Genomic DNA, 20,425 nt, shown 5'->3' with positions numbered 1-20,425 from the left:
CACCAAGTGCGTTATTTGCGAAGGATCGACGCGCCTGCGTATTCCGCAACCTCGCCCAGCGATTCCTCGATGCGGATCAACTGGTTGTATTTGGCCAACCGGTCCGACCGCGCCAGCGAGCCGGTTTTGATCTGACCGCAATTGGTCGCCACCGCCAGATCGGCAATGGTGGCATCCTCGGTTTCACCCGAACGGTGCGACATTACGTTGGTATATCGCGCCCGGTGGGCCATATCGACGGCGCGCAGGGTTTCGGTCAGCGATCCGATCTGGTTCACCTTGACCAGCATCGAGTTCGCGCAGCCGCGCTTGATCCCTTCGGCCAAGCGCGCCGGATTGGTCACAAACAGGTCGTCGCCCACCAGCTGCACCTTGTCGCCGATGGCGTCAGTCAGGGCTCTCCAGCCGTCCCAGTCATCCTCGGACATGCCATCTTCGATCGAGATGATCGGATAGTCATTGACCAGAGCCGCCAGATAGGCTGCGTTTTCCTCGGATGTCAGGGTGATCCCCTCGCCCGCCAAAACGTATTTGCCGTCCTTGTAATACTCGGTCGCCGCGCAATCCAAGGCCAGGTGGATTTCTTCTCCCGGTTTGTAGCCCGCCTTTTCAATGGACTTCAGGATGAAATCCAGCACCTCGCGGGTGCTGGCGATGTTCGGGGCAAAACCGCCCTCGTCACCGACACCGGTGGCCAGACCGGCAGCCGACAGCTCTTTCTTCAGGGTGTGGAACACTTCGGACCCCATGCGCACGGCTTCGCGGATATTCGCGGCCGAGGTTGGCATGATCATGAATTCCTGAATGTCGATCGGGTTGTCGGCATGTTCGCCGCCGTTGATGATATTCATCATCGGCACCGGCAGCACGCGGGCCGAGGTGCCGCCGACGTAGCGATAAAGGGGCTGCGTGGTGAAATCTGCTGCGGCTTTGGCAGTTGCCAGCGACACGCCCAGAATGGCGTTGGCACCCAGACGGCCTTTGTTATTGGTTCCGTCCAGTTCGATCATCGCCTGATCGATGGCCACTTGCTCTGTCGCGTCAAAACCCACCAGTTCCTCGGCGATTTCACCATTCACGGCGGCCACGGCTTCCAGAACCCCTTTGCCCATATAGCGGGATTTGTCGCCGTCGCGTTTTTCAACGGCTTCATGTGCGCCGGTGGACGCACCGGACGGTACGGCGGCGCGGCCCATGGTGCCGTCTTCCAGAATCACGTCGACCTCGACCGTCGGGTTGCCCCGGCTGTCCAGAATTTCGCGCGCGTGGATGTCAATGATGGTGCTCATGAGGTCTGTCCCTATGGCTGCAGTCGGTTGCACGCGTCATAGCAGCAACCGACCAAAAGTAAACCGGTTCCGTTATCGCTAACACGTATATTTACCGACCTTTAGGGCTAACAGTTTGCTGTTTGCGCCAACAGGTTCACACCGGGACCAGATTGCGCGCCAGACGTCGCTCGCGAATAAATGTATACAGGCCAGATCCGATGATCAGGCTCGCCCCAGCCATTGTCAGCGCATCCGGGCGTTCACCGAACATCAGCATTCCGGCAAGGATCGAAAACACCAGACGCGTGTAGCGAAACGGCATCATGGCCGAAGCCTCGCCAACCCGCATGGCCGTGACGATGCCGTAATACCCTAGAACACCAAAACCGATCGCCCCCAAATACGGCCCTGCCTGGCCGCTTTGCACCGGCACAAAGGGTGTTCCTGAAACAACCATCAACAGCAGCCCGGCCAGCGCCACTGCGATATACGCCTGCATCGCTACAACCGATGAGGCCACCCGAACATCCAGCCTGCGCGTTATCAGATCGCGCGCCGCAATCGCAAACACGGTCAGCACGACAAACAATGAATCTGGCTGAAACCCTTCCAGTCCGGGGCGAATGATCATCAGAACACCGATAAAGCCGACACCAATGGCGCTCCAGCGGCGCCAGCCGACCTGCTCTCCCAGAAACAGGGCCGCGCCCATGGTCACTGCAAGCGGCATGGCCTGAAACACGGCGGCGACAGTGGACAGATCGATCAGCGATAACGCGGTGACAAAGGTTACGGCACCGAATCCTTCTGTGCCTGCGCGCAGCATCGGCAGCAGTTTCCACGCTACGGGATCGAAGATGCGTTTACGTGTGACCACCGACATCACCGCAAAGACAAGCCCGCAGAACACACCCAGACACACCATGATCTGACCGGTCGGCACAGCGCCCGACAGGAACTTGATGAACATATCCTCAAGCGAAAAGGCCGCCATCGATCCGATCAGCAAAAGGATGCCGTTTACGTTATTCATGCGCGCGTCCACAGGAAAAGGGCACTTGGGGTACAGTATGCGGGCACATGAACCGCAACCAGCGACGTCTGGCAAGCCATTTCCCGACACGTTCAATGAATTAACGTGTTGGGGCCGTTCGCGATTTGTGATGGATCACTCCTGCTTGAGCGGTACGCCGTACAGCTCAAGCCGATGCCCTTTCAGCTTGTACCCAAGCTTGGCGGCGATCTTTTCCTGCAGGGCTTCGATTTCGGGATCGACAAATTCGATGACCTCGCCCGACTGCATGTCGATCAGGTGATCGTGGTGATCACGCTCGGCATCCTCATAACGGGCCCGCCCATCGCCGAACTCCAGACGCTCCAGAATACCGGCCTCTTCGAACAGTTTGACCGTACGATACACCGTCGCAATCGAGATGCCTGTGTCGATGGCAGAAGCACGCGCGTACAGTTCTTCGACATCCGGATGGTCGTCGCTTTGTTCCAATACCTGCGCGATGATCCTTCTTTGACCGGTCATGCGCAGACCCTTGGCCTCACAACGTCCAATAATCGTTTCCGACATGATGCCCCTCAGAATTGCTCGGGTGTCTGTCTTAGTATGTCTGCGCACTTTGCGCCACAGGGATTTCTTCTTTTCCGTTGAAGTTAAGCCACGCGCGCCAAATCAGCCCAGACCGGTAAATGATCCGATGCGATATGTGCAGGGCGCGCGTCATGGACACCATGCGCAGTGGCCCTGACGCCCGCGCCCAGCGCGATCCGATCGAGCGCGCCCAGCGGCTGCGCGGCGGGAAAACTTGGCTTGGGGGGCAGGAAACGCATTTCCGGCGCAAGGTGATCCAGAACCGGCTGTCGGGACCATTCGTTGAAATCCCCCGCCCAGACTGTCGGCATCTGCTCCAGCTCTTTATCAAACCGCCTGATATGCGAGATCTGCTGACGTCGCGATGCAGGCAACAGCCCCAGATGCATTCCCATCACCCGCAACGGCCCGATATGGGTATCAAATTCGACACGGACCGCCCCGCGCGGTTCAAGCCCGGGCAATTCGTGATGTCCGGTCCGCCGGACCGAAAGGCCCTCGCCGCGCCAGATCACCGCGTTGCCATGCCAGCCCAGACTGCCGGCACCGCCCAGATCGACGATCTGCCACCCGGCTTCATCCAGCATGAAATGCGGCAGGGCCGCCGGGCGCGGCGGCAGACGTTTGTCGGCCTCCTGCAACACAACGATATCGGCCTGCATATGTTCGATGACCTGCAAAATGCGCTGCGGCTGGCGCCGAAAATCCAGCCCGAGGCATTTCTGAATGTTATAGCTGGCAATTCGAAGGGTGGAAGATAACTGCATATAGATCTGACCAGTGGGCTTGACCCAAAGTGACACGCCTGCCGCCGGACGCAACCCTTCAGTTTCACGTCGCAACAACGGCAACTGGGGAAGTCGCCTTGGCATGGTATATCGCTTAAAAACCCGGCACGTGGTCGGCCTGAGTCTGATGGGTTCCCCACCTGCATCATTTCGGTTCACAAGGACGGAAATGTCGCAGGCTCAGCGCATCTGACACCGATCTGGACCGGACAAATCCGTTCGCCCCTCCCAGCGAACCGTTCCGCAGCGAGGGATATCCAGAGATGTTTGATCGTCACGTACCGCAGAACGTGGCGTGCACGACCTCGTTATCAGCCGGGGGCTGTTTCAGATCCTCCGCATCTGCCTGATCGTCGTAAGGCCGCGCGAGGACGGCGTTCAGCCGAAGGAACGGCTGGTAATCCCCCGCCACCGCTGATTGGATCATCTGCTCGACACGGTGATTGCGCGGAATATAGGCGGGGTTCGCTGCGGTCATCACTTCATGCGGTGACGCCTCTCGCGCCAAACGCGCACGCCAGCCCTCTGCCCAGCTGTCAAAGGCCTGCGGGTCGATAAACTGGTCGCGCGCGGTATCTTTGCCCAGCGCACGGAAGGTGTTGGTGAAATCAGCCTGCCCCTTGGCCATGCGTTTTAGCAGATCGGTGATCAGCGCCTGATCGCCTTCTTCAGCGGTCGTCAGTCCGACCTTTGCCCGGAACCGGGTCAACCAGTTCTGTTGCAGCAGATCCGGCATGGCATGCACGATCTCGGTCGCCTCCTCAACAGCGGCGTCCTTGTCGTCCATCTGCTGGATCAGTGAGGTTGCCAGCTGCGCCAGATTCCAGACAGCAATATCTGGCTGGTTGGAATAGGCATAACGGCCCATCCGATCTATCGAGCTGTAGACCGTATTGGGGTGATAAACGTCCATGAAGGCACAGGGGCCATAATCGATGGTCTCACCCGCGATCGAGCAATTGTCGGTGTTCATGACCCCATGGATAAAGCCCACGCCCATCCACTGCGCGATCAGGCGGGCCTGCGCATCCCGAACGGCCCGCAGCAGGCCCATTGGCCCTTGGGCTGCGGGATAGTGGCGCGCGATGGCATAGTCCGTCAGGCGCCGCAGATTGTCCAACTGCCCCCGCGCAGCAAAGACCTGAAAGGTGCCTACCCGCAAATGGCTGGTTGCAACCCGGGTGAGCACCGCGCCGGGCATCGGGCCCTCCCGGAACACGGTTTCACCGGTCTCTACCGCCGCCAGTGCGCGTGTTGTGGGGATGCCCAGCGCGTGCATCGCCTCGGACACCACGTATTCGCGCAGAACCGGACCCAGCCAAGCCCTGCCGTCGCCGCGACGCGAAAACGGCGTCGGGCCCGAGCCTTTCAGCTGAACATCCCGCCGCACACCATCCGTTCCGACAGTTTCGCCCAACAGCACCGCGCGCCCGTCCCCAAGCTGCGGGTTGTACTGGCCAAACTGATGCCCGGAATAAAGTTGCGCGATGGGGTCCGCACCATCGGGGATGCGATTACCTGCAAAGGCTTCCGCCATCTCTTGCACGTCGCCCGGATGGACCTGCAACAGCCGTGCCAGATCATCATTGAACGCGATCAACTTGGGCGCGCGTACAGACGCCGGTTTCTGTCGCGCAAAGAACGCGTCCGGCAGGCGGGCATATGAGTTATCGAAAGGAATGGTCAGTGTCATGGGGCAAACATATTCCCCGTGCGCACGAATACCATAGCGGATCACACCTTGCCGTGCATAATTGCGCCAAACACACGAGGGGCCACATGACCGCACAAGAGATCATCGACCGCCTGAACCTGCAACCTCATCCCGAGGGCGGCTGGTACGCGGAAACCTGGCGCGCCGAGAACAAGGGCCGCCCGACCGGCACCTGCATCTACTTCTTGCTGCAAGCGGGGGAAAGCAGCCACTGGCACCGGGTCGACGCGACCGAGATCTGGCTCTATCACGCGGGCGCGCCACTGATTCTGTCCTTGAGCGCAACAGTCAAGGGTCCGGCGGCCGACCATGTGCTGTCGCCCGATTTGTCTCGGGGCGCACCGCAACTGATTGTTCCCACCGGCCATTGGCAGGCCGCACGCAGCACCGGTGATTACACACTGGTCAGCTGTACAGTTTCACCCGGATTTCAGTTCGATGGATTCCAACTTGCAGAACCTGGGTTTGATATCCCTCGGGGATAAGCTGATCTTGGAATGCTCTGAAAAGGTGAGTTTACAGAAAGTTACGCATTTATCATTCTGTAAACGCAACCGCAGGTATCGGAGCATAGAGTGATTGTGAAACGCATCTTCCTGATCCATCTGCTTCTGTTCGCAAGCACCGGTCTTGCAAACGCCGAGATCGCCTGTGCAGAATTCCCCCTTTCATCCGAATTGGCGCTGCCCGATCTGGAGGAGGAAGTCGCAACCGAACACATCGAACCTGCCGCGGCTGTCGAACCTGCGGTGCTGATCTCGAAACGCCCTGCGCTGCGCCCTTGCAAGTTCCGCCAGTTTGAAGTGGGTCGCCAGCGTATGCGTGACCGCGGGGCGGTCTGTGGTGACTGGACCATCTTGGGCGAAACCCGCATGTCTTTGGCTGGAAAAGCGCAAGGTTGCGGCATCGCCAACCCGGTCCGGATTTACAGAATTTCGGACATTGCGCTCAGCCAGTTTTCGCTGATGGACTGTCAGACAGCCGTTACGCTGAAAACGTGGATCGAAAACACAGCCAAACCTGCCTTCGCCGAACTGGGAGGTGGGCTCAAGGGGATGCGGGTTGTTGGCCACTATGCCTGCAAGACGCAGAACAACCAGCCCTATGCGCGCATTTCCGAACATGCGCGAGGTCGGGCCATCGATATCTCGACCTTCGTGTTGCAGGACGGAACGCAGATCACCGTTCAGGACGGATGGAGCGACACCGATCAAAGCACCGTGTTACGAGAGTTGCACAGCGGAGCCTGTGGCCTGTTTGGAACTGTTCTTGGTCCTGATGCTGACCGGTATCACAAAGGGCATTTTCACTTCGACACAGCCCGTCGCAGTGGCAAGCCTGTGTGTCGATAACGCGTTAGCCGTTACCTGTATGCAACCTCAACCCACCGGTTGAGCGTTCACTGTACTGACCATGCCGCCACCCACCAGCGCTTTCACCCCGGTTGTTCCCGGGCACGAGGTTGGCAATCCCCGCGCCACGCGCACGGCCAGATAGGCAAAAGCCTGCGCCTCGAGCATATCACCGTCCAGCCCCACGGCCTCGACCGGTTCGACCGGGCAGTCGAGGGACACGCGCAGCATCTCCATCAAAACCGGATTGCGCCGTCCACCGCCTGTAACCAGCACGCAAGACGGCGGTTGCGGACAATGTTCCATCCCTTGCACCACCCCCGCTGCGCACATCCCGGTCAGGGTCGCCACCGCGTCAGCGTCACCCAGTTCTTTCACCAGGTCGATCATCTCAGAGAAATCGTTCCGGTCTAGCGACTTGGGCGGCATACGTGCAAAGAAAGGCTCAGCCAGAAACAACTCCAACGCACCCATTTCGACGGTGCCATTGCGCGCAACCGCACCATCCCGGTCCATCGGCTGCCCCAGCCGGGCCTGCATCAGGTCATCGACCGGCGCGTTCGCTGGCCCCGTATCAAAGGCAAGCAGCGCCCCAAGCGCCTCGGGACCATCAAAGCTTGGGTCCACATAGGTCAGATTACCAACACCACCCAGGTTCAGGAAGCACAACGGGCGGTCCGCGCCAAACCACTTGGCGCAAGCAAAGTGAAAAAACGGCGCCAGCGGAGCGCCCTCGCCCCCCATCGCCACGTCGTCGCTCCGGAAGTCCCAGACCACCGGGCGCCCCAGCGCCTGCGCCAGCCCAAGACCATCGCCCACCTGCAGTGTGCCACGCCCGCGCGGTTCATGCGCCAGCGTCTGACCGTGAAAGCCGATCAGATCTACATCTTCGAACTCGGACAGCGCCTCGGCATGGGCTATGGTTACCATTTCAGCCGCCGCATCGACCTGCGGGCCGTGCCATTGCCCCAATGCCGCCCGCAGCACTTCGCGCTCGGCTTCGGTATAGGCGCGATAGCCGCTTTTTCCGAACCCAGCGATGGAATGCCCGTCGGTTTCCACCACCGCAGCGTCCACCCCGTCCAGCGACGTACCGGACATCGCGCCCAATGCCCGAACCATTCCGTGTTTCTTGATGGTTTGGCCCACGCCCGCCTCCTGATCTGGCAATGTTTCCGCCGTGCCCGGAGTTCTGGACTTCGCCTCTGGGTTGCAGCTTGGTCAAGGTGCTTTTGTTATGCCGCCTTGGCAAGCCTTCTGATTGGGGGCGTCGGTTTTTTTCCGACGCCGCGCTTCAGGATCAACACCCCTGCTATCAAGTTGCGCGCGCATATCACGGCATGCGCTTTTAGAATGAAAAGGTGGCTTTTCCTCATCCGCAGCGCCGCCTATACAGTGCCGCGCAACACAAACCCCGAGGGCACGATATGACCTACCACCCCAAATCGGATTTCATCGCCACGATGATCGAGCGCGGCTTCCTCGCCGACTGCACCGATTATCAGGGCCTTGACGACGCGCTGATCAGTGGGTGCAAGCCGGCCTATATCGGCTTTGATGCAACGGCCAAGTCGTTGCATGTGGGCAGCCTGATCCAGATCATGATGTTGCGCTGGTTTCAGAAGACCGGCCACCAGCCGATCACCCTTATGGGTGGCGGCACCACCAAGGTGGGCGACCCTTCGTTCCGCGCGGATGAACGCCCCCTGCTGGGACCCGAACAGATCGACGAAAACATCGCGGGCATCAAGAAAGTGTTCGCGGCCTATATCGATTACGACACTGACGCCGAAAACAAGGCACTAATGTTGAACAATGCCGAATGGCTGGATGATCTGAACTACCTTGATTTCCTGCGCGACATCGGGCGGCATTTCTCGGTCAACCGGATGCTCAGCTTTGAATCGGTGAAATCCCGGCTGGATCGCGAACAGTCGCTGTCGTTTCTCGAGTTCAACTACATGATCCTGCAAGCCTATGACTTTCTGGAGCTGAACCGTCGCTATGGCTGTGTTCTGCAAATGGGCGGCAGCGACCAGTGGGGCAACATTGTCAACGGTATCGACCTGACCCGCCGGGTGCTGGATCACGAAATCTACGGCCTGACCTCTCCCCTGCTGACCACCAGCGACGGTAAGAAGATGGGCAAATCGCAGGAAGGCGCGGTCTGGCTGAACGCCGAGATGCGCTCACCCTATGAATTCTGGCAGTTCTGGCGCAACACCACCGATGCGGATGTCGGGCGGTTCCTGAAGCTCTATACCGAATTGCCCGTGGATGAATGTGACCGTCTTGGCGCGCTTGCCGGGTCCGAAATCAATGAGGCCAAAATCCGCCTCGCCAATGAGGTGACAGCCCTTCTCCACGGGGCGCAAGCTGCGGCAACGGCCGAAGCCACAGCCCGTGAAGTGTTCGAAAAAGGTGGGGTTGGAGACGATCTGCCCACCCTGACCCTCAGCGCGGACGAGCTGGGCGACGGCATGTCCATCGTGCAGATCATTGTCAAATCAGGCCTGGCCAAGTCCGGCAAAGAGGCCAAGCGCCTGATTGCCGAAAACGGGGCCAAACTGGACGACGCTCCGCTGACGGATGCGGGCTTGATGATCGACGCGGGTGCATTGACGTCTCCGATCAAGCTGAGTGCAGGCAAGAAACGCCACGCATTGGTGCAACTGGGCTGACGCCCCTTTCACCTTTGATTGCAAAGCAGGAAACGGCCACCCGATTGGGTGGCCGTATCTATTTTGGAATCAGCACGGCTACTGACGTCCCTTTCCGCGACCGGGCCGGTCGCTTTCGCCTTCATCGTCATTGGCGTTGTTTCCGCGACCCGGACTACTGCCCTCGCCGCCGTTGCCGCCGCCATTGTTACCCTTATCGCCACCTTTGCCGCCGCCGTTATGGCCCTTTCCGCCGCCGTTATTGCCTTTGCCACCGCCGGGTTCACCATCGCCACCGCCGGATTCCCCGCGACCACCGCCGGGCTCTCCACCGCCACCGCCGGGCTCTCCGCCACCGCTGGGTTCACCACCGCCACCACCGGGTTCTTGGCCGCCGTTGTCAGGCTCTCCTCCACCACCAAGACCGTCAGGACCAACCGCGTTCGCAAATCCTGCCCCGCCGGGTTCTGAACTGCGGCTTTCGCCCCGATTTTCTGCCGCGCCGGTCAAGCTTGCCGTTGGCAAATCCGTCAACAACGCGGCCAGCCCCGGGCATTGCGCCCCGGCAATGCTCAGCGTTGTCTCAAAATCCGGTCTCTTCTGAAGTCTGTCCAGAAAGCTCGGGGTCACCTGAACACAATCGCAAAGCCCGGCATAGTCGCCTGCATTCGCAAGATTTCGAGCCGTTTTCCAGTTACAGGTTTCCGGCGCTGCAACAGCACTGCCGGCAACCACAATTCCAAAGACAGGTGCAGTCAGTACAGCACCCAGTGATTTATTCTTACCATTTACCATATCGGAACCTCCTGACGAAAAAACACGCAATGGCTGTGATTACTTCGTTCACGAACAGGCGCGTTTTCGTGAAGTGCGGATTAAGATGCCTTAAAGATGCGAATTTGCCCGGCGGTCAGTCCGCCCCGCCCCTTTAGGCGTTCAGGCTCAAAGATGTGGACACCGACCCTGCAATGCAGTTATTGAACAGCTGTTCATATCCCAGGGAGGAGTTCCGATGCACCTGTCCACCACAGCCGCTCTTGTCACCGGCGGCGCATCCGGTCTGGGCGAAGCCACCGCCCGTCACTTTGCCGCGCAGGGTGCGCAAGTCACTATTCTGGACCGTGACGCGGACCGTGGCGCTCTAGTCGCCTCCGAAATCGGTGGGTATTTTGCGCTGACGGATGTAACCGACGAAACCTCGGTCGCAGCTGCCGTACGCCACGGCATGGACAAGATGGGCAAGATCACCGCGACTGTGAACTGCGCGGGTATCGCTTATGGAATCAAGACAGTCGGCAAGGATGGACCCCACCCGCTGGACGCGTTCCAGCGCACGATCGACATCAATCTTGTCGGCACATTCAACGTCTCAAGGCTGGCCGCGGCTGAGATGGCAAAGAACGAACCCGAACCGGACGGGGCGCGCGGTGTGATCATCAACACTGCATCGATTGCTGCATTCGACGGCCAAAAGGGACAGACGGCTTATGCTGCATCGAAAGGCGGCGTGGTTGGCATGACCCTGCCAATGGCCCGCGATCTGGCCTCGTCCGGGATTCGCGTCATGACCATTGCGCCGGGTATCTTTATGACCCCGATGTTGGCGGGCCTTCCTGACGACGTGCAGCAACAACTGGCCGCCGACGTCCCGAACCCGGCCCGCCTGGGTGACCCCAAGGAATACGGGCGGCTGGCCGGTTTCATCGTTGAAATGGGCTATCTGAACGGCGAAGTCATCCGCATCGACGGCGCTCTGCGGATGCGGTAAGACGGCCCCATGTCGGAGCGCCAGAAAATGCAGACCGGGCAGTGGTATTGCTGTCTTGATCCTGAATTGGATGATCTGCGCGCGCGGGCACGACGGGCTGTTCACGCTCACAACACCTGTCCGCCCGACACACGCGGCGCGATGGCCCCGGAACTGCACGCGCTGCTGGGCCATGTCGGCGAGGACTGTTTTCTCGAAGCCCCTTTTCACTGCGCATATGGAATGAACATCCACCTCGGCAGCCGGGTTTTCTTCAATGCCGGATGCGTGGTTCTGGACACGGCCCCCGTTCGGGTCGGCGACGACACGATGTTCGGCCCCAATGTTCAGATTTACTGCGCCCATCATGCCAAGGACCCGGCTGGTCGGGCACAAGGGCTGGAAATCGGCCTGCCCGTCACCATCGGCAGGCACGTTTGGATTGGCGGTGGCGCGATCCTGTTGCCCGGCGTAACCATAGGCGACTACGCCACAATCGGCGCAGGCAGCGTCGTTACCAAAGACGTCCCCGCCAGAGAAACCGTGGCAGGTAATCCGGCAAGGCGTCTGGCGCGCTAAGCGCTTTCAGCCTTCTCTTCGAGCGTCAGCCATTCCTCTTCAGCGGCCGAGAGTTTCTCCTGCCTCTCAACCAGCGCTTCGGTCGCTTTTTGGAACTTCACCGGCTCGCGCGTGAACAGCTCGGGATCGGACATCAACTCTTCCAGCTTGGCGATCTCGGCCTCAAGACGCGCGATCTCGGCAGGCAGTTTCTCCAGCCGGTGCTTCTCTGAGAAGGACAGGCCGGATTTCGGCCTTTCTTCCTGCTTGATCTTTGGCTTTGAAGCTTTTGCTTTTTCTACGCTTTTTTGGATCACGTCGCCACGCTGCGCGATGTAATCCGACCAGCCGCCAGCATAGACTGTCGCCCGTCCGTTCCCCTCCATCGCGATGGTGGTTGTCGCCACGCGGTCCAGAAAATCCCGGTCATGGCTCACCAGCAGAACGGTGCCGTCATAATCATCCAAAAGCTCTTGCAGCAGGTCCAGCGTCTCGACATCCAGATCGTTGGTCGGTTCGTCCAGCACCAGAAGGTTCGAGGGTTTCGCCATCAGCTTAGCCAGTAACAACCGGGCTTTTTCCCCACCTGACAGGGATTTCACGGCTGCTCGGGCCTGCCGTTCGTCAAACAGAAATTCCTTGAGATACCCTACAACATGTTTGGGCTGCCCGCCCACCATCACCTGATCGGCCTTACCCGACACCCGCATTTCCGGATCGCCGGTCAGACTGTCCCACAGGCTCATCTCGGGGTCCAGTTGGGCGCGGGTCTGATCGAACACCGCGATTTCAAGGTTCGTCCCCAAGGAAACCGAGCCCGCGTCCGGCTCCACCTGCCCCAGCAGCATCTTCAGCAAAGTTGTTTTTCCAACACCGTTCGGCCCGACAAAGGCCACCCGGTCTCCGCGCTGTACCAGCAGATCAAAGTTCCGAACGATCTGAGTGGCATCAAACGCTTTGGCCAACCCCTTGGCCTCGATCACTTTTCGGCCCGATTTTGGCCCGGCCTCCAGCGCCATTGCAGCCGAGCCCTGACGTTTGATCTGCGCCGCCTTTTCAGCTCGCAATGCCTGCAAGGCCCGCACCCGGCCTTGGTTACGTTTGCGTCTGGCACTAATGCCCTCAACCGCCCATTTCGCTTCGGACTTGATCAGGCGGTTCAGCTTATGGCGTTGCTGGTCTTCTTCCTCCCAGACCTTGTCCCGCCAGGCCTCAAAGGCTTCAAAGCCCTGCTCCTGTCGCCGAACAGCCCCCCGGTCAATCCAAAGTGTTGCCCGCGTCAGCGCCCTTAAAAAGGCCCGGTCATGCGAGATCAGCACAAAGGCCGCTCGGGTCGCGCCAAGTTCGCGTTCCAGCCACGCGATGGCTTCGATATCCAGATGGTTGGTCGGCTCGTCCAGCAACATCAGATCCGGTGCTTCGGCCATCAGCTTGGCCAGTGCCGCCCGCCGCCGCTCTCCGCCCGAAGCGGTCTCAACCGCGCGTGAAGGATCGAACTTCAACCCTTCACCGGCCCGTTCAACCTTGTAAAGTTCTCCCGGCTCCAACCCGCTGGATGCGTAATCCCCCAGCGTGGCAAAGCCCTCCATCGTCGGGTCCTGCTCCATGTAGCCCACGGATTTTCCGGGCGGCACGACAATCTCGCCCCGATCCGCCTCGACCAGACCGGCCATCACTTTCATCAGCGTGGATTTTCCGGATCCGTTTCGCCCCACCAGCGCAACACGATCTCCGGGTTGAACCACCAGATCCAGTTCGGAAAACACCGGGTCACCCCCGAAAGTCAGGGAAATGCCGGACATCTGCAACAAAGGAATTCTCGCCATGTGCGCCAGCTAAACCGGCTGACACATTGCGTCAACGCCCCGTCTTCACCTTTTCAAAAATACTCAATCTACCCGGCCACCGCCCGCAACAGACGTTTGCGTGCCGAGGGGATCGCACCGATTTCCACCCCTGTGAAAACGTGCAGCGTGTTCATGTGGCGATCCACCACCGCATGATCGCTGACCCAACCGCCCATCATCAGGTAGGTCCGCAACAAGGGTGGCATCCGCAGCATTGCCTTTTTCACATCCGGTCTGCGCCGCAGACGCGCGGCAAAACGAAACACATCCGGAGCCTTCACGCGCGGCAACCAACGTTTCGGGCCCAGATGGCGATGCTTGAGCATCGCAAAAGCATCCAGATACTGCTCTGTTTCGGTACCGGCAAAAGAGGAACATCCAAACAGCATCTCGACGTTGTTCCGGTCAACGTAGGCCGTCATTGCCCCCCAGGCGACACGCAGGATGTCGGGGTCGCTGTGATTGGGGTGGATACAAAATCGTCCCATTTCGACCATCCGACCTTTAAAGCCTTCCAGCGAGGTCAGGTCATAGAACTGTGACGAATAGCTTCGCTTGATCTCGCCGCCACTTTCCATGGTCAGCATCCGAAAGCAGCAGACCAGCCGTTCTGCCGAGCGCATATCCTCGATCAGGATATGGCTACAGCGTGCATCAAACTCGTCGCAGTCCGGTTGCTCTGTGCCAAAAGCCAAAGTCCGCAATGCCTGAGCTGTTCTGATATCCTCGGGCGATTGCGCCAGTCTGGCGTGATAGCGCCCCTTGCTTAACAAAACTGCCGTTGCCACGGTCGCGTCCTCCACGGTTGCCGACCCTCAGGCGTCGGTACGACACCGTTAGCACATGACATGTGACTGCCCTGTGACCACCGCAAGGTTTTGGCGCAAATTAGTTGGCGCCCGGAATGTTGGCCGGGTTGAAGTTGCCGATATTGCCCAGCAGCTGACGCAGGAAGCCCTTGTCCTGAACGTTGGAATCGGTAACGCGGCGCTCCAGAGCAATCACATTCCCGTCTTCTAGACCAAAGCGTTCGATATTTCTGACGATACCGCGCTGGTCAAAACTGATGGCAACCAGCTCGCGCGATACCACCTCGGGCCGTTTCGGACCGTAGTGACGCACGCGAGAGCGGACGTAGTAATAGCCCGATTCCCGAACCACGCCGGATGCGCCCGGCGCGCCGATGGCCTCTTGCACGCTGTCACGCGTGTCTACGCCAACTTTGATTTCCGCCAGTTCCTCGGCCGGTGGCACATAGCCGTGATTCTTGAAGACAGCCGTACAAGCCCCGGTCGCAGCCAGAAAGGCAACAAACACAAGCGATTTCGCAGCTGGTTTCAACTGGTTCACTACCTTCAACATCTGCACCCTCTTGCCTTGGCCTTCTTCGGCTTCTATCCGATTACATAAACCGCTGCCACGGTTCAACACATAGAAAGGCTCACGAATGAGCAACACGACATCATTTCGGGTGTCTGACCTGCCACAGAACGCCCCGACACCGTTCGATCTGCGCCCCGCAACCACCGTGCTTGAGCAAATCAGGCAAGACCTTGGGCTGCTGGGGTTGCGCAAGCTCAGCTTTTCGGGCGAAGTGCAGGCACAAGGTAAACGGGACTGGGAATTGAACGGCAAACTCGGTGCAACTGTCATCCAACCTTGCGTGGTAACGCTGGAACCGGTGACGACAAGGATCGATATTCCGGTGTACCGGACTTTTCTTGCGGATTGGGCAGACCCTGATGATCCAGAGTTCGAGATCCCGGAAGAAGACGAATCTGAACCTTTGGGGCCTGAAATTGATCCGGCCCTAGTCATGATCGAGGCCCTGTCCCTGGCTCTGCCACAATATCCGCGGAAAGACGGCGCAGAACTGGGTCAGGCTGCCTATACAGAACCGGGCAAACAGGCGATGACGGATGACGATGCCAAACCCTTTGCAGGATTGGCAGGATTGCGCGATGTGCTAAAAAAAGACGAGTGACAGGTGCCAGTTTTCCTGTCATAGCAGGCGGTCAGAAAAATCGCTTGAACATGCCGAGAATCGCAGTATTTTCGCGCGCTCATCGGATTTTGGGTTGGACATTGCGGGGCCCGTCGCCTAAACGCGCGTCAAACCACGATAAACGAACTACGAAACCCGGGTCGGCAGCGAATCTGCGGCCCCCAGTCAGACAAAGGTTGAGACCATGGCCGTCCAACAGAACAAAGTTTCCAAGTCGCGTCGCAACAACCGCCGCGCACACGACGCTCTGGTTGCTGCAAACCCGAACGAATGCCCGAACTGCGGCGAGCTGAAACGCCCGCACCACGTTTGTGCATCTTGCGGCCACTATGACGATCGCGAAGTCGTCGCACAGGCCGACGAAATCGATCTGGACGAAGACGCAGCCTAAGCCTGATCGAGCGCAGGCCAAGGCATGAACGATCAGCCCACGCACGCCGGACGGATCACCATCTCGGTTGACGCAATGGGAGGGGACGCAGGTCCCGCTGTCGTCGTTGCAGGTCTGGCGAAATCGGCTGGCAAGAACCCGAATATCGGGTTCCTGCTGCACGGGCCCGAACAGGTATTGCGCAAGCTGGTTGCCAAACGACGTGTCCTTGAAGGGCGCGTCGTTTTTCGTGATTGCCCCGACGTTGTCACGATGGAGGACAAGCCCAGCCAGGTTGTGCGCAACGGCAAGCAGACCTCGATGTGGTCCGCGCTGGAAGCGGTTCGTCAGGGCGAAGCCCATGGCGCTGTGTCCTGCGGCAACACCGGTGCCCTGATGGCCCTGTCAATGATGCGCCTGCGCAAATTGCCGGGTGTCAACCGCCCCGCAATCGCGATCCTGTGGCCTTCGCGCAACCCGCAGGGGTTCAATGTGATGCTGGACGTGGGCGCCGATGTGCGCGCCGACGCCAAGGACTTGCTGCAATTCGCCCTGATGGGCGCGTCTTATGCGCGCAACGGCATGGCCCTGAACCGACCCCGGATTGGGCTGCTGAACGTTGGCACAGAAGAGCATAAAGGCCGCGCGGAACTGAAAGAAGCACACGCCTTGATCTCGGATTTCGCGGAACAGGCGAATTTCGAATTTGTTGGCTTTGTCGAAGGCAGCGACATTCCCGGTGACAAGGCAGATGTCATTGTTACCGATGGGTTTACCGGCAATGTCGCGATCAAAACGGGTGAAGGCACCGCCGGCCTGATCGGAGATCTTCTGCGTGAGGCGTTCAAATACTCTCCGTTGTCCCGATTGGCTTCGGTCCTGGCCATCACGTCGCTGCAGCGCCTGAAAAAGCGCATTGATCCGCGGCGCGTAAACGGTGGCGTGTTTCTGGGTCTGAACGGGACAGTTATTAAATCCCATGGCGGGGCAGATGCGACCGGAGTGTCGGCGGCGATCAAACTGGCCTTTACCCTGGCACAGTCCGGCTTTGCCGAAAAATTAGCTGCGCGGGTTGCATCCACGGCCCAGCTTGCACAAGATGCCGCGCAAGCTGCGCCGCAGACCGATAAATAACAAAAAAGGCAGTACCTCAAAAATGGCAGGCCGTTCAGTTGTAGTAGGTGTCGGGCATTATTTGCCGGAACGTATTGTTCCAAATTCCGAGTTCGAGAAAACGCTGGACACGACTGATGAATGGATCAGAACCCGGTCGGGGATCGAACGCCGTCACTTTGCCGCCGATGACGAAACGACGTCGGACCTGGCCACCAAAGCTGCCGAGGCTGCGCTGGCCGATGCGGGCCTGACAGCGGATGATATCGACGCGATTGTCCTGGCGACCTCGACGGCGGACCTGACCTTTCCTTCTGCCGCGACCATGGTTCAGGCCCGGCTGGGCATGACAAAGGGGTTTGCTTTCGACGTACAGGCTGTCTGCGCGGGATTCGTTTTCGCGCTCAGCAACGCAAATGCGTTGATCCTGTCCGGCCAAGCCAAACGCGTGCTGGTCATTGGTGCCGAAACCTTTTCCCGGATTATGGACTGGACCGACCGCTCGACCTGCGTTTTGTTCGGGGATGGCGCCGGCGCATTGGTACTCGAAGCGCAGGACGGCGAAGGCACCGCTGCGGATCGCGGCATACTTGCAACCGATCTGAACTCGGATGGGCGCTACAAGGACCTGCTTTATGTCGATGGGGGTGTTTCGACCCAATCCACCGGGCATCTGCGGATGCAGGGCAATCAGGTCTTCCGACATGCCGTTGAAAAGCTTACCAAAACCGCTGAGACAGCCCTGAGCCGCGCCGGGCTGAGATGCGCTGACGTCGACTGGATTGTTCCTCATCAGGCCAATATTCGCATCATTCAGGGCACGGCCAAAAAGATGGGCCTGCCGATGGAAAACGTGGTTGTGACCGTTCAGGATCACGGCAACACCTCGGCTGCATCGATCCCATTGGCATTGTCGGTTGGTAAACAACGCGGGCAGATCAAACCCGGCGACCTGATCGTGACCGAAGCGATTGGCGGCGGTCTGGCTTGGGGCGCGGTGGTTCTGCGCTGGTAACCGGCGCAATCCAGCTTACACAGCTGCTTGCAATTCATTGATATTGACAGCGAATTTGCCATACCCATATGCTTTGACAGCAACAGGGGAAATGACATGGGCGACAATACACTGACTCGAATGGATCTGAGCGAGGCCGTCTTTCGCGAAGTCGGGCTTTCACGCAACGAAAGTGCGCAGCTGGTCGAAAGCGTTCTGAACCACATGTCCGACGCTCTGGTGCGCGGTGAGCAGGTGAAAATTTCGTCCTTCGGTACATTCAGTGTTCGCGACAAGACCGCGCGAGTCGGTCGCAACCCCAAAACCGGCGAAGAAGTTCCGATACAGCCCCGCCGCGTACTGACCTTTCGCCCGTCGCATCTTATGAAAGATCGCGTCGCCGTCGGGAATCGCAAGTAACCCAGGGTCACGCGGATATGAGCAAGTCTCCCGACGCGTTTCGCACGATCAGTGAAGTAGCGGATTGGCTTGGGGTTCAGGCCCATGTTTTGCGATTCTGGGAAAGCAGGTTCGCTCAGGTCAAACCGGTCAAACGCGCGGGCGGGCGCCGGTATTATCGCCCCAATGACATGCGTCTTTTGGGGGGCATAAAGAAACTGCTTCACGAAGACGGGACCACAATCAAGGGCGTACAGCGAATCCTGCGCGAGCAAGGCGTCGCACATGTCGCAGCACTGTCTCCGCCTCTGGACGAACCGGGTCCTGCCCTGATTGAACCCGTTCAAGGTACTGTGGTGCCGTTCGAACCCAAACCCGCTGCCGCCACCGAACAAATCCCTATGGATCTGGACGGACCGTCCGAGCAGCCGGCGAATGAATGCATGCAGGCCGACGCACGTCCCACGGCTGTGTCAGTACAAGAACCAGACCTGAACACAGCGCCCCTGATAGGCGGAATTGCTTCGCTGGCATGGAAGCGTGCCGAGTTTGACGACGAACTTCTGCGCCAGATTGCACCGATTGCAAAAGACCTGCGCCGCTGGCTGGATCGGGTCGAAACACAGGCGACGGGTTAGGAAAAAAGGCAGTGTTTTCCTCTTGCCCCTGCCGGGAAAATCTTTATGAACGGCCCAACGTCGGGCTATGGCGCAGCCTGGTAGCGCGTCCGTCTGGGGGACGGAAGGTCGCAGGTTCGAGTCCTGCTAGCCCGACCAAATCACACCGACGTTTATGGCACAAAGGCCAGATCCCGCTCTGGCACATGAGGGGATCGAGATGACAGGTGTTTGCGCGAACCAGCAAATCGAAGCAATGATCGCGCGCGGAGAGATCGCCGCCAACCCCGATGTCCTGTCAGCGCAAATTCAACCGGCCAGCCTTGATTTGCGTTTGGGAACAGTGGCCTACCGCGTTCGTGCCTCATTCCTCGCGGGCGAAGGACAGACCGTTACGGATCGCTTGGCCGAGTTCGAGATGCACCGCATCGACATCTCGGACGGCGCTGTTCTGGAAAAGGGCTGCGTCTATCTGGTGCCTCTGATGGAATCGCTTGCCCTGCCCCGCGATATAACCGCCGTCGCCAATGCCAAAAGCTCGACCGGGCGGCTTGACCTTCTGACCCGTACCATCACCGATGGTGGCACCGAGTTCGATCGCGTGCCCGCAGGCTACAAAGGCCCGCTTTATGCCGAGATCTGTCCACGTTCGTTTTCGGTTCTGGTCCGGCCCGGTATGCGTCTGAACCAGATCCGTTTCCGTCAGGGTCAGGCCGTCTTATCTGACGCCGAACTGACCGCCCTGCACGCCGAATCGCCGTTGGTAGACGGCCCTGCCGTAATTCAGGACGGTCTTGGCTTTTCGGTCGATCTGCAACTGCCCGATACTGATCTGGTCGGCTATCGCGCCAAGCCCCATACCGGGGTAATTGATCTGGACCGAATTGGCGAATACGACCCCCAGGACTATTGGGAGGAAGTACGCACCAAGGACGGTCGCATCATACTTGACCCCGGTGCATTCTATATCCTTGTCAGCCGCGAGGCGGTCCACATCCCGCCGATGTATGCCGCCGAAATGGCACCTTATCTGGCGATGGTTGGTGAATTCCGGGTGCATTATGCCGGATTCTTCGATCCCGGCTTTGGCCATGCAGCCGCCGGGGGGGCCGGGTCGCGTGGCGTGCTTGAGGTGCGATGCCACGAAGCGCCTTTCGTGCTGGAGCACGGACAGGTGGTCGGTCGTCTTGTTTATGAGAGAATGGCCGAGATGCCCACGCAGCTATATGGTGCCGGGATTGCATCGAACTATCAGGGGCAAGGCCTGAAACTGTCCAAGCACTTCAAAGCGGTTGGATAACCCTCCGAATTTCTTGCAAGGGTGCATATGCCGGATAACCCGCGTTGCCTGTCGCAGGTTCTGCGCCTGACCTGTAGTGACCTGTCC

General features: G+C 59.2%; 22 protein-coding genes and 1 tRNA gene. 13 read left to right on the top strand and 10 right to left on the bottom strand.

Annotation, left to right across the window (positions count from 1 at the left end):
* Positions 1 to 11 precede the first annotated feature (11 nt).
* The 5 genes from eno to I9188_RS01505 form a co-directional block, all read right to left on the bottom strand.
* Positions 12 to 1,289 (bottom strand): phosphopyruvate hydratase, encoded by a 1,278-nt coding sequence (gene eno / locus I9188_RS01525; RefSeq protein ID WP_209503688.1) that lies wholly within the window; start codon positions 1,287 to 1,289, stop codon positions 12 to 14.
* 136 nt (positions 1,290 to 1,425) lie between these two features.
* Positions 1,426 to 2,304 (bottom strand): DMT family transporter, encoded by an 879-nt coding sequence (locus I9188_RS01520; protein WP_209503687.1) that lies wholly within the window; start codon positions 2,302 to 2,304, stop codon positions 1,426 to 1,428.
* 135 nt (positions 2,305 to 2,439) lie between these two features.
* Positions 2,440 to 2,853, bottom strand: coding sequence for a Fur family transcriptional regulator (locus I9188_RS01515; RefSeq protein ID WP_209503686.1), 414 nt, complete (start codon positions 2,851 to 2,853; stop codon positions 2,440 to 2,442).
* A gap of 83 nt (positions 2,854 to 2,936) precedes the next feature.
* Positions 2,937 to 3,641: an endonuclease/exonuclease/phosphatase family protein gene (locus I9188_RS01510; protein WP_209504871.1), complete on the bottom strand. Its 705-nt coding sequence runs from the start codon at positions 3,639 to 3,641 to the stop codon at positions 2,937 to 2,939.
* Between the two features lie 295 nt (positions 3,642 to 3,936).
* Positions 3,937 to 5,355, bottom strand: a complete 1,419-nt coding sequence (locus tag I9188_RS01505; RefSeq protein ID WP_209503685.1) for a protein adenylyltransferase SelO — start codon at positions 5,353 to 5,355, stop codon at positions 3,937 to 3,939.
* An 86-nt stretch (positions 5,356 to 5,441) separates the two neighbouring features.
* Here I9188_RS01505 and I9188_RS01500 point away from each other — a divergent pair, with 86 nt between their 5' ends.
* Together I9188_RS01500 and I9188_RS20435 are read left to right on the top strand one after the other, a co-directional pair.
* Positions 5,442 to 5,861 (top strand): cupin domain-containing protein, encoded by a 420-nt coding sequence (locus tag I9188_RS01500; RefSeq protein WP_209503684.1) that lies wholly within the window; start codon positions 5,442 to 5,444, stop codon positions 5,859 to 5,861.
* A gap of 90 nt (positions 5,862 to 5,951) precedes the next feature.
* Complete coding sequence (locus tag I9188_RS20435; protein ID WP_209503683.1) at positions 5,952 to 6,728, top strand: extensin family protein; 777 nt, start codon at positions 5,952 to 5,954, stop codon at positions 6,726 to 6,728.
* Positions 6,729 to 6,755: 27 nt separating this feature from the next.
* Here the strand turns inward: I9188_RS20435 and I9188_RS01490 are convergent, their stop codons facing one another.
* A complete protein-coding gene (locus I9188_RS01490; protein ID WP_348540313.1) occupies positions 6,756 to 7,877 on the bottom strand; it encodes an anhydro-N-acetylmuramic acid kinase in 1,122 nt (373 codons plus the stop codon).
* 278 nt (positions 7,878 to 8,155) lie between these two features.
* Here I9188_RS01490 and tyrS point away from each other — a divergent pair, with 278 nt between their 5' ends.
* Positions 8,156 to 9,409 (top strand): tyrosine--tRNA ligase, encoded by a 1,254-nt coding sequence (tyrS, locus tag I9188_RS01485; RefSeq protein ID WP_209503682.1) that lies wholly within the window; start codon positions 8,156 to 8,158, stop codon positions 9,407 to 9,409.
* 78 nt (positions 9,410 to 9,487) lie between these two features.
* Here tyrS and I9188_RS01480 read toward each other — a convergent pair whose 3' ends face one another.
* Positions 9,488 to 10,183 carry a hypothetical protein gene (locus I9188_RS01480; protein WP_209503681.1) on the bottom strand — a complete coding sequence of 232 codons (696 nt, stop codon included), beginning with the start codon at positions 10,181 to 10,183 and terminating at the stop codon, positions 9,488 to 9,490.
* A gap of 217 nt (positions 10,184 to 10,400) precedes the next feature.
* On the opposite strand from I9188_RS01480, the gene I9188_RS01475 reads away from it, so the two are divergent.
* The gene (locus I9188_RS01475; protein WP_209503680.1) at positions 10,401 to 11,156 is read left to right on the top strand and encodes a 3-hydroxyacyl-CoA dehydrogenase; all 756 of its coding nucleotides are present in this window, start codon (positions 10,401 to 10,403) and stop codon (positions 11,154 to 11,156) included.
* Between the two features lie 9 nt (positions 11,157 to 11,165).
* Positions 11,166 to 11,714 (top strand): sugar O-acetyltransferase, encoded by a 549-nt coding sequence (locus I9188_RS01470; protein WP_209503679.1) that lies wholly within the window; start codon positions 11,166 to 11,168, stop codon positions 11,712 to 11,714.
* Here I9188_RS01470 and I9188_RS01465 read toward each other — a convergent pair.
* The 3 genes from I9188_RS01465 to bamE all read right to left on the bottom strand — a co-directional run bounded on the left by I9188_RS01465 (position 11,711) and on the right by bamE (position 14,902).
* On the bottom strand, positions 11,711 to 13,519 hold the full coding sequence (locus I9188_RS01465) for an ATP-binding cassette domain-containing protein (RefSeq protein ID WP_245220399.1): 1,809 nt from the start codon (positions 13,517 to 13,519) through the stop codon (positions 11,711 to 11,713). The two genes, I9188_RS01470 and I9188_RS01465, sit on opposite strands and share 4 nt — an antisense overlap.
* 68 nt (positions 13,520 to 13,587) lie before the next feature.
* Entirely contained in the window at positions 13,588 to 14,328 is a 741-nt protein-coding gene (locus I9188_RS01460; protein WP_209503678.1) for a GNAT family N-acyltransferase, read from the bottom strand.
* 100 nt (positions 14,329 to 14,428) lie between these two features.
* Positions 14,429 to 14,902, bottom strand: coding sequence for an outer membrane protein assembly factor BamE (bamE, locus tag I9188_RS01455; RefSeq protein ID WP_209503677.1), 474 nt, complete (start codon positions 14,900 to 14,902; stop codon positions 14,429 to 14,431).
* 85 nt (positions 14,903 to 14,987) lie between these two features.
* On the opposite strand from bamE, the gene I9188_RS01450 reads away from it, so the two are divergent.
* From I9188_RS01450 to I9188_RS01415, 8 genes are all read left to right on the top strand, one after another.
* Positions 14,988 to 15,524: a DUF177 domain-containing protein gene (locus I9188_RS01450; RefSeq protein WP_209503676.1), complete on the top strand. Its 537-nt coding sequence runs from the start codon at positions 14,988 to 14,990 to the stop codon at positions 15,522 to 15,524.
* A 205-nt stretch (positions 15,525 to 15,729) separates the two neighbouring features.
* The gene (rpmF, locus tag I9188_RS01445; protein WP_008756996.1) at positions 15,730 to 15,936 is read left to right on the top strand and encodes a 50S ribosomal protein L32; all 207 of its coding nucleotides are present in this window, start codon (positions 15,730 to 15,732) and stop codon (positions 15,934 to 15,936) included.
* A gap of 24 nt (positions 15,937 to 15,960) precedes the next feature.
* Complete coding sequence (plsX, locus tag I9188_RS01440; protein ID WP_209503675.1) at positions 15,961 to 17,049, top strand: phosphate acyltransferase PlsX; 1,089 nt, start codon at positions 15,961 to 15,963, stop codon at positions 17,047 to 17,049.
* A gap of 22 nt (positions 17,050 to 17,071) precedes the next feature.
* Complete coding sequence (locus I9188_RS01435; protein ID WP_209503674.1) at positions 17,072 to 18,043, top strand: beta-ketoacyl-ACP synthase III; 972 nt, start codon at positions 17,072 to 17,074, stop codon at positions 18,041 to 18,043.
* Between the two features lie 96 nt (positions 18,044 to 18,139).
* Entirely contained in the window at positions 18,140 to 18,442 is a 303-nt protein-coding gene (ihfA, locus tag I9188_RS01430; protein ID WP_209503673.1) for an integration host factor subunit alpha, read from the top strand.
* A gap of 17 nt (positions 18,443 to 18,459) precedes the next feature.
* The gene (locus I9188_RS01425) at positions 18,460 to 19,059 is read left to right on the top strand and encodes a MerR family transcriptional regulator (protein ID WP_209503672.1); all 600 of its coding nucleotides are present in this window, start codon (positions 18,460 to 18,462) and stop codon (positions 19,057 to 19,059) included.
* 61 nt (positions 19,060 to 19,120) lie between these two features.
* Positions 19,121 to 19,197: transfer RNA gene (locus I9188_RS01420), tRNA-Pro, on the top strand.
* 61 nt (positions 19,198 to 19,258) lie between these two features.
* Positions 19,259 to 20,338 (top strand): 2'-deoxycytidine 5'-triphosphate deaminase, encoded by a 1,080-nt coding sequence (locus tag I9188_RS01415; RefSeq protein WP_209503671.1) that lies wholly within the window; start codon positions 19,259 to 19,261, stop codon positions 20,336 to 20,338.
* Positions 20,339 to 20,425 lie beyond the last annotated feature (87 nt).

Source organism: Ruegeria sp. HKCCSA071 (assembly GCF_017872555.1).
Taxonomy (GTDB): Bacteria; Pseudomonadota; Alphaproteobacteria; order Rhodobacterales; family Rhodobacteraceae; genus Ruegeria.
The sequence above is the reverse complement of the archived record's forward strand: the minus strand, read 5'-3'. Positions and strand labels throughout refer to the sequence as shown.

Bases quoted from the DNA above. Each gene is read 5' to 3' on its own strand.
- eno (WP_209503688.1), bottom strand. From the start codon at position 1,289: ATGAGCACCATCATTGACATCCACGCGCGCGAAATTCTGGACAGCCGG.
- I9188_RS01520 (WP_209503687.1), bottom strand. From the start codon at position 2,304: ATGAATAACGTAAACGGCATCCTTTTGCTGATCGGATCGATGGCGGCC.
- I9188_RS01515 (WP_209503686.1), bottom strand. From the start codon at position 2,853: ATGTCGGAAACGATTATTGGACGTTGTGAGGCCAAGGGTCTGCGCATG.
- I9188_RS01510 (WP_209504871.1), bottom strand. From the start codon at position 3,641: ATGCAGTTATCTTCCACCCTTCGAATTGCCAGCTATAACATTCAGAAA.
- I9188_RS01505 (WP_209503685.1), bottom strand. From the start codon at position 5,355: ATGACACTGACCATTCCTTTCGATAACTCATATGCCCGCCTGCCGGAC.
- I9188_RS01500 (WP_209503684.1), top strand. From the start codon at position 5,442: ATGACCGCACAAGAGATCATCGACCGCCTGAACCTGCAACCTCATCCC.
- tyrS (WP_209503682.1), top strand. From the start codon at position 8,156: ATGACCTACCACCCCAAATCGGATTTCATCGCCACGATGATCGAGCGC.
- I9188_RS01480 (WP_209503681.1), bottom strand. From the start codon at position 10,183: ATGGTAAATGGTAAGAATAAATCACTGGGTGCTGTACTGACTGCACCT.
- I9188_RS01475 (WP_209503680.1), top strand. From the start codon at position 10,401: ATGCACCTGTCCACCACAGCCGCTCTTGTCACCGGCGGCGCATCCGGT.
- I9188_RS01470 (WP_209503679.1), top strand. From the start codon at position 11,166: ATGTCGGAGCGCCAGAAAATGCAGACCGGGCAGTGGTATTGCTGTCTT.
- I9188_RS01465 (WP_245220399.1), bottom strand. From the start codon at position 13,519: ATGGCGAGAATTCCTTTGTTGCAGATGTCCGGCATTTCCCTGACTTTC.
- bamE (WP_209503677.1), bottom strand. From the start codon at position 14,902: ATGTTGAAGGTAGTGAACCAGTTGAAACCAGCTGCGAAATCGCTTGTG.
- I9188_RS01450 (WP_209503676.1), top strand. From the start codon at position 14,988: ATGAGCAACACGACATCATTTCGGGTGTCTGACCTGCCACAGAACGCC.
- rpmF (WP_008756996.1), top strand. From the start codon at position 15,730: ATGGCCGTCCAACAGAACAAAGTTTCCAAGTCGCGTCGCAACAACCGC.
- plsX (WP_209503675.1), top strand. From the start codon at position 15,961: ATGAACGATCAGCCCACGCACGCCGGACGGATCACCATCTCGGTTGAC.
- I9188_RS01435 (WP_209503674.1), top strand. From the start codon at position 17,072: ATGGCAGGCCGTTCAGTTGTAGTAGGTGTCGGGCATTATTTGCCGGAA.
- ihfA (WP_209503673.1), top strand. From the start codon at position 18,140: ATGGGCGACAATACACTGACTCGAATGGATCTGAGCGAGGCCGTCTTT.
- I9188_RS01425 (WP_209503672.1), top strand. From the start codon at position 18,460: ATGAGCAAGTCTCCCGACGCGTTTCGCACGATCAGTGAAGTAGCGGAT.
- I9188_RS01415 (WP_209503671.1), top strand. From the start codon at position 19,259: ATGACAGGTGTTTGCGCGAACCAGCAAATCGAAGCAATGATCGCGCGC.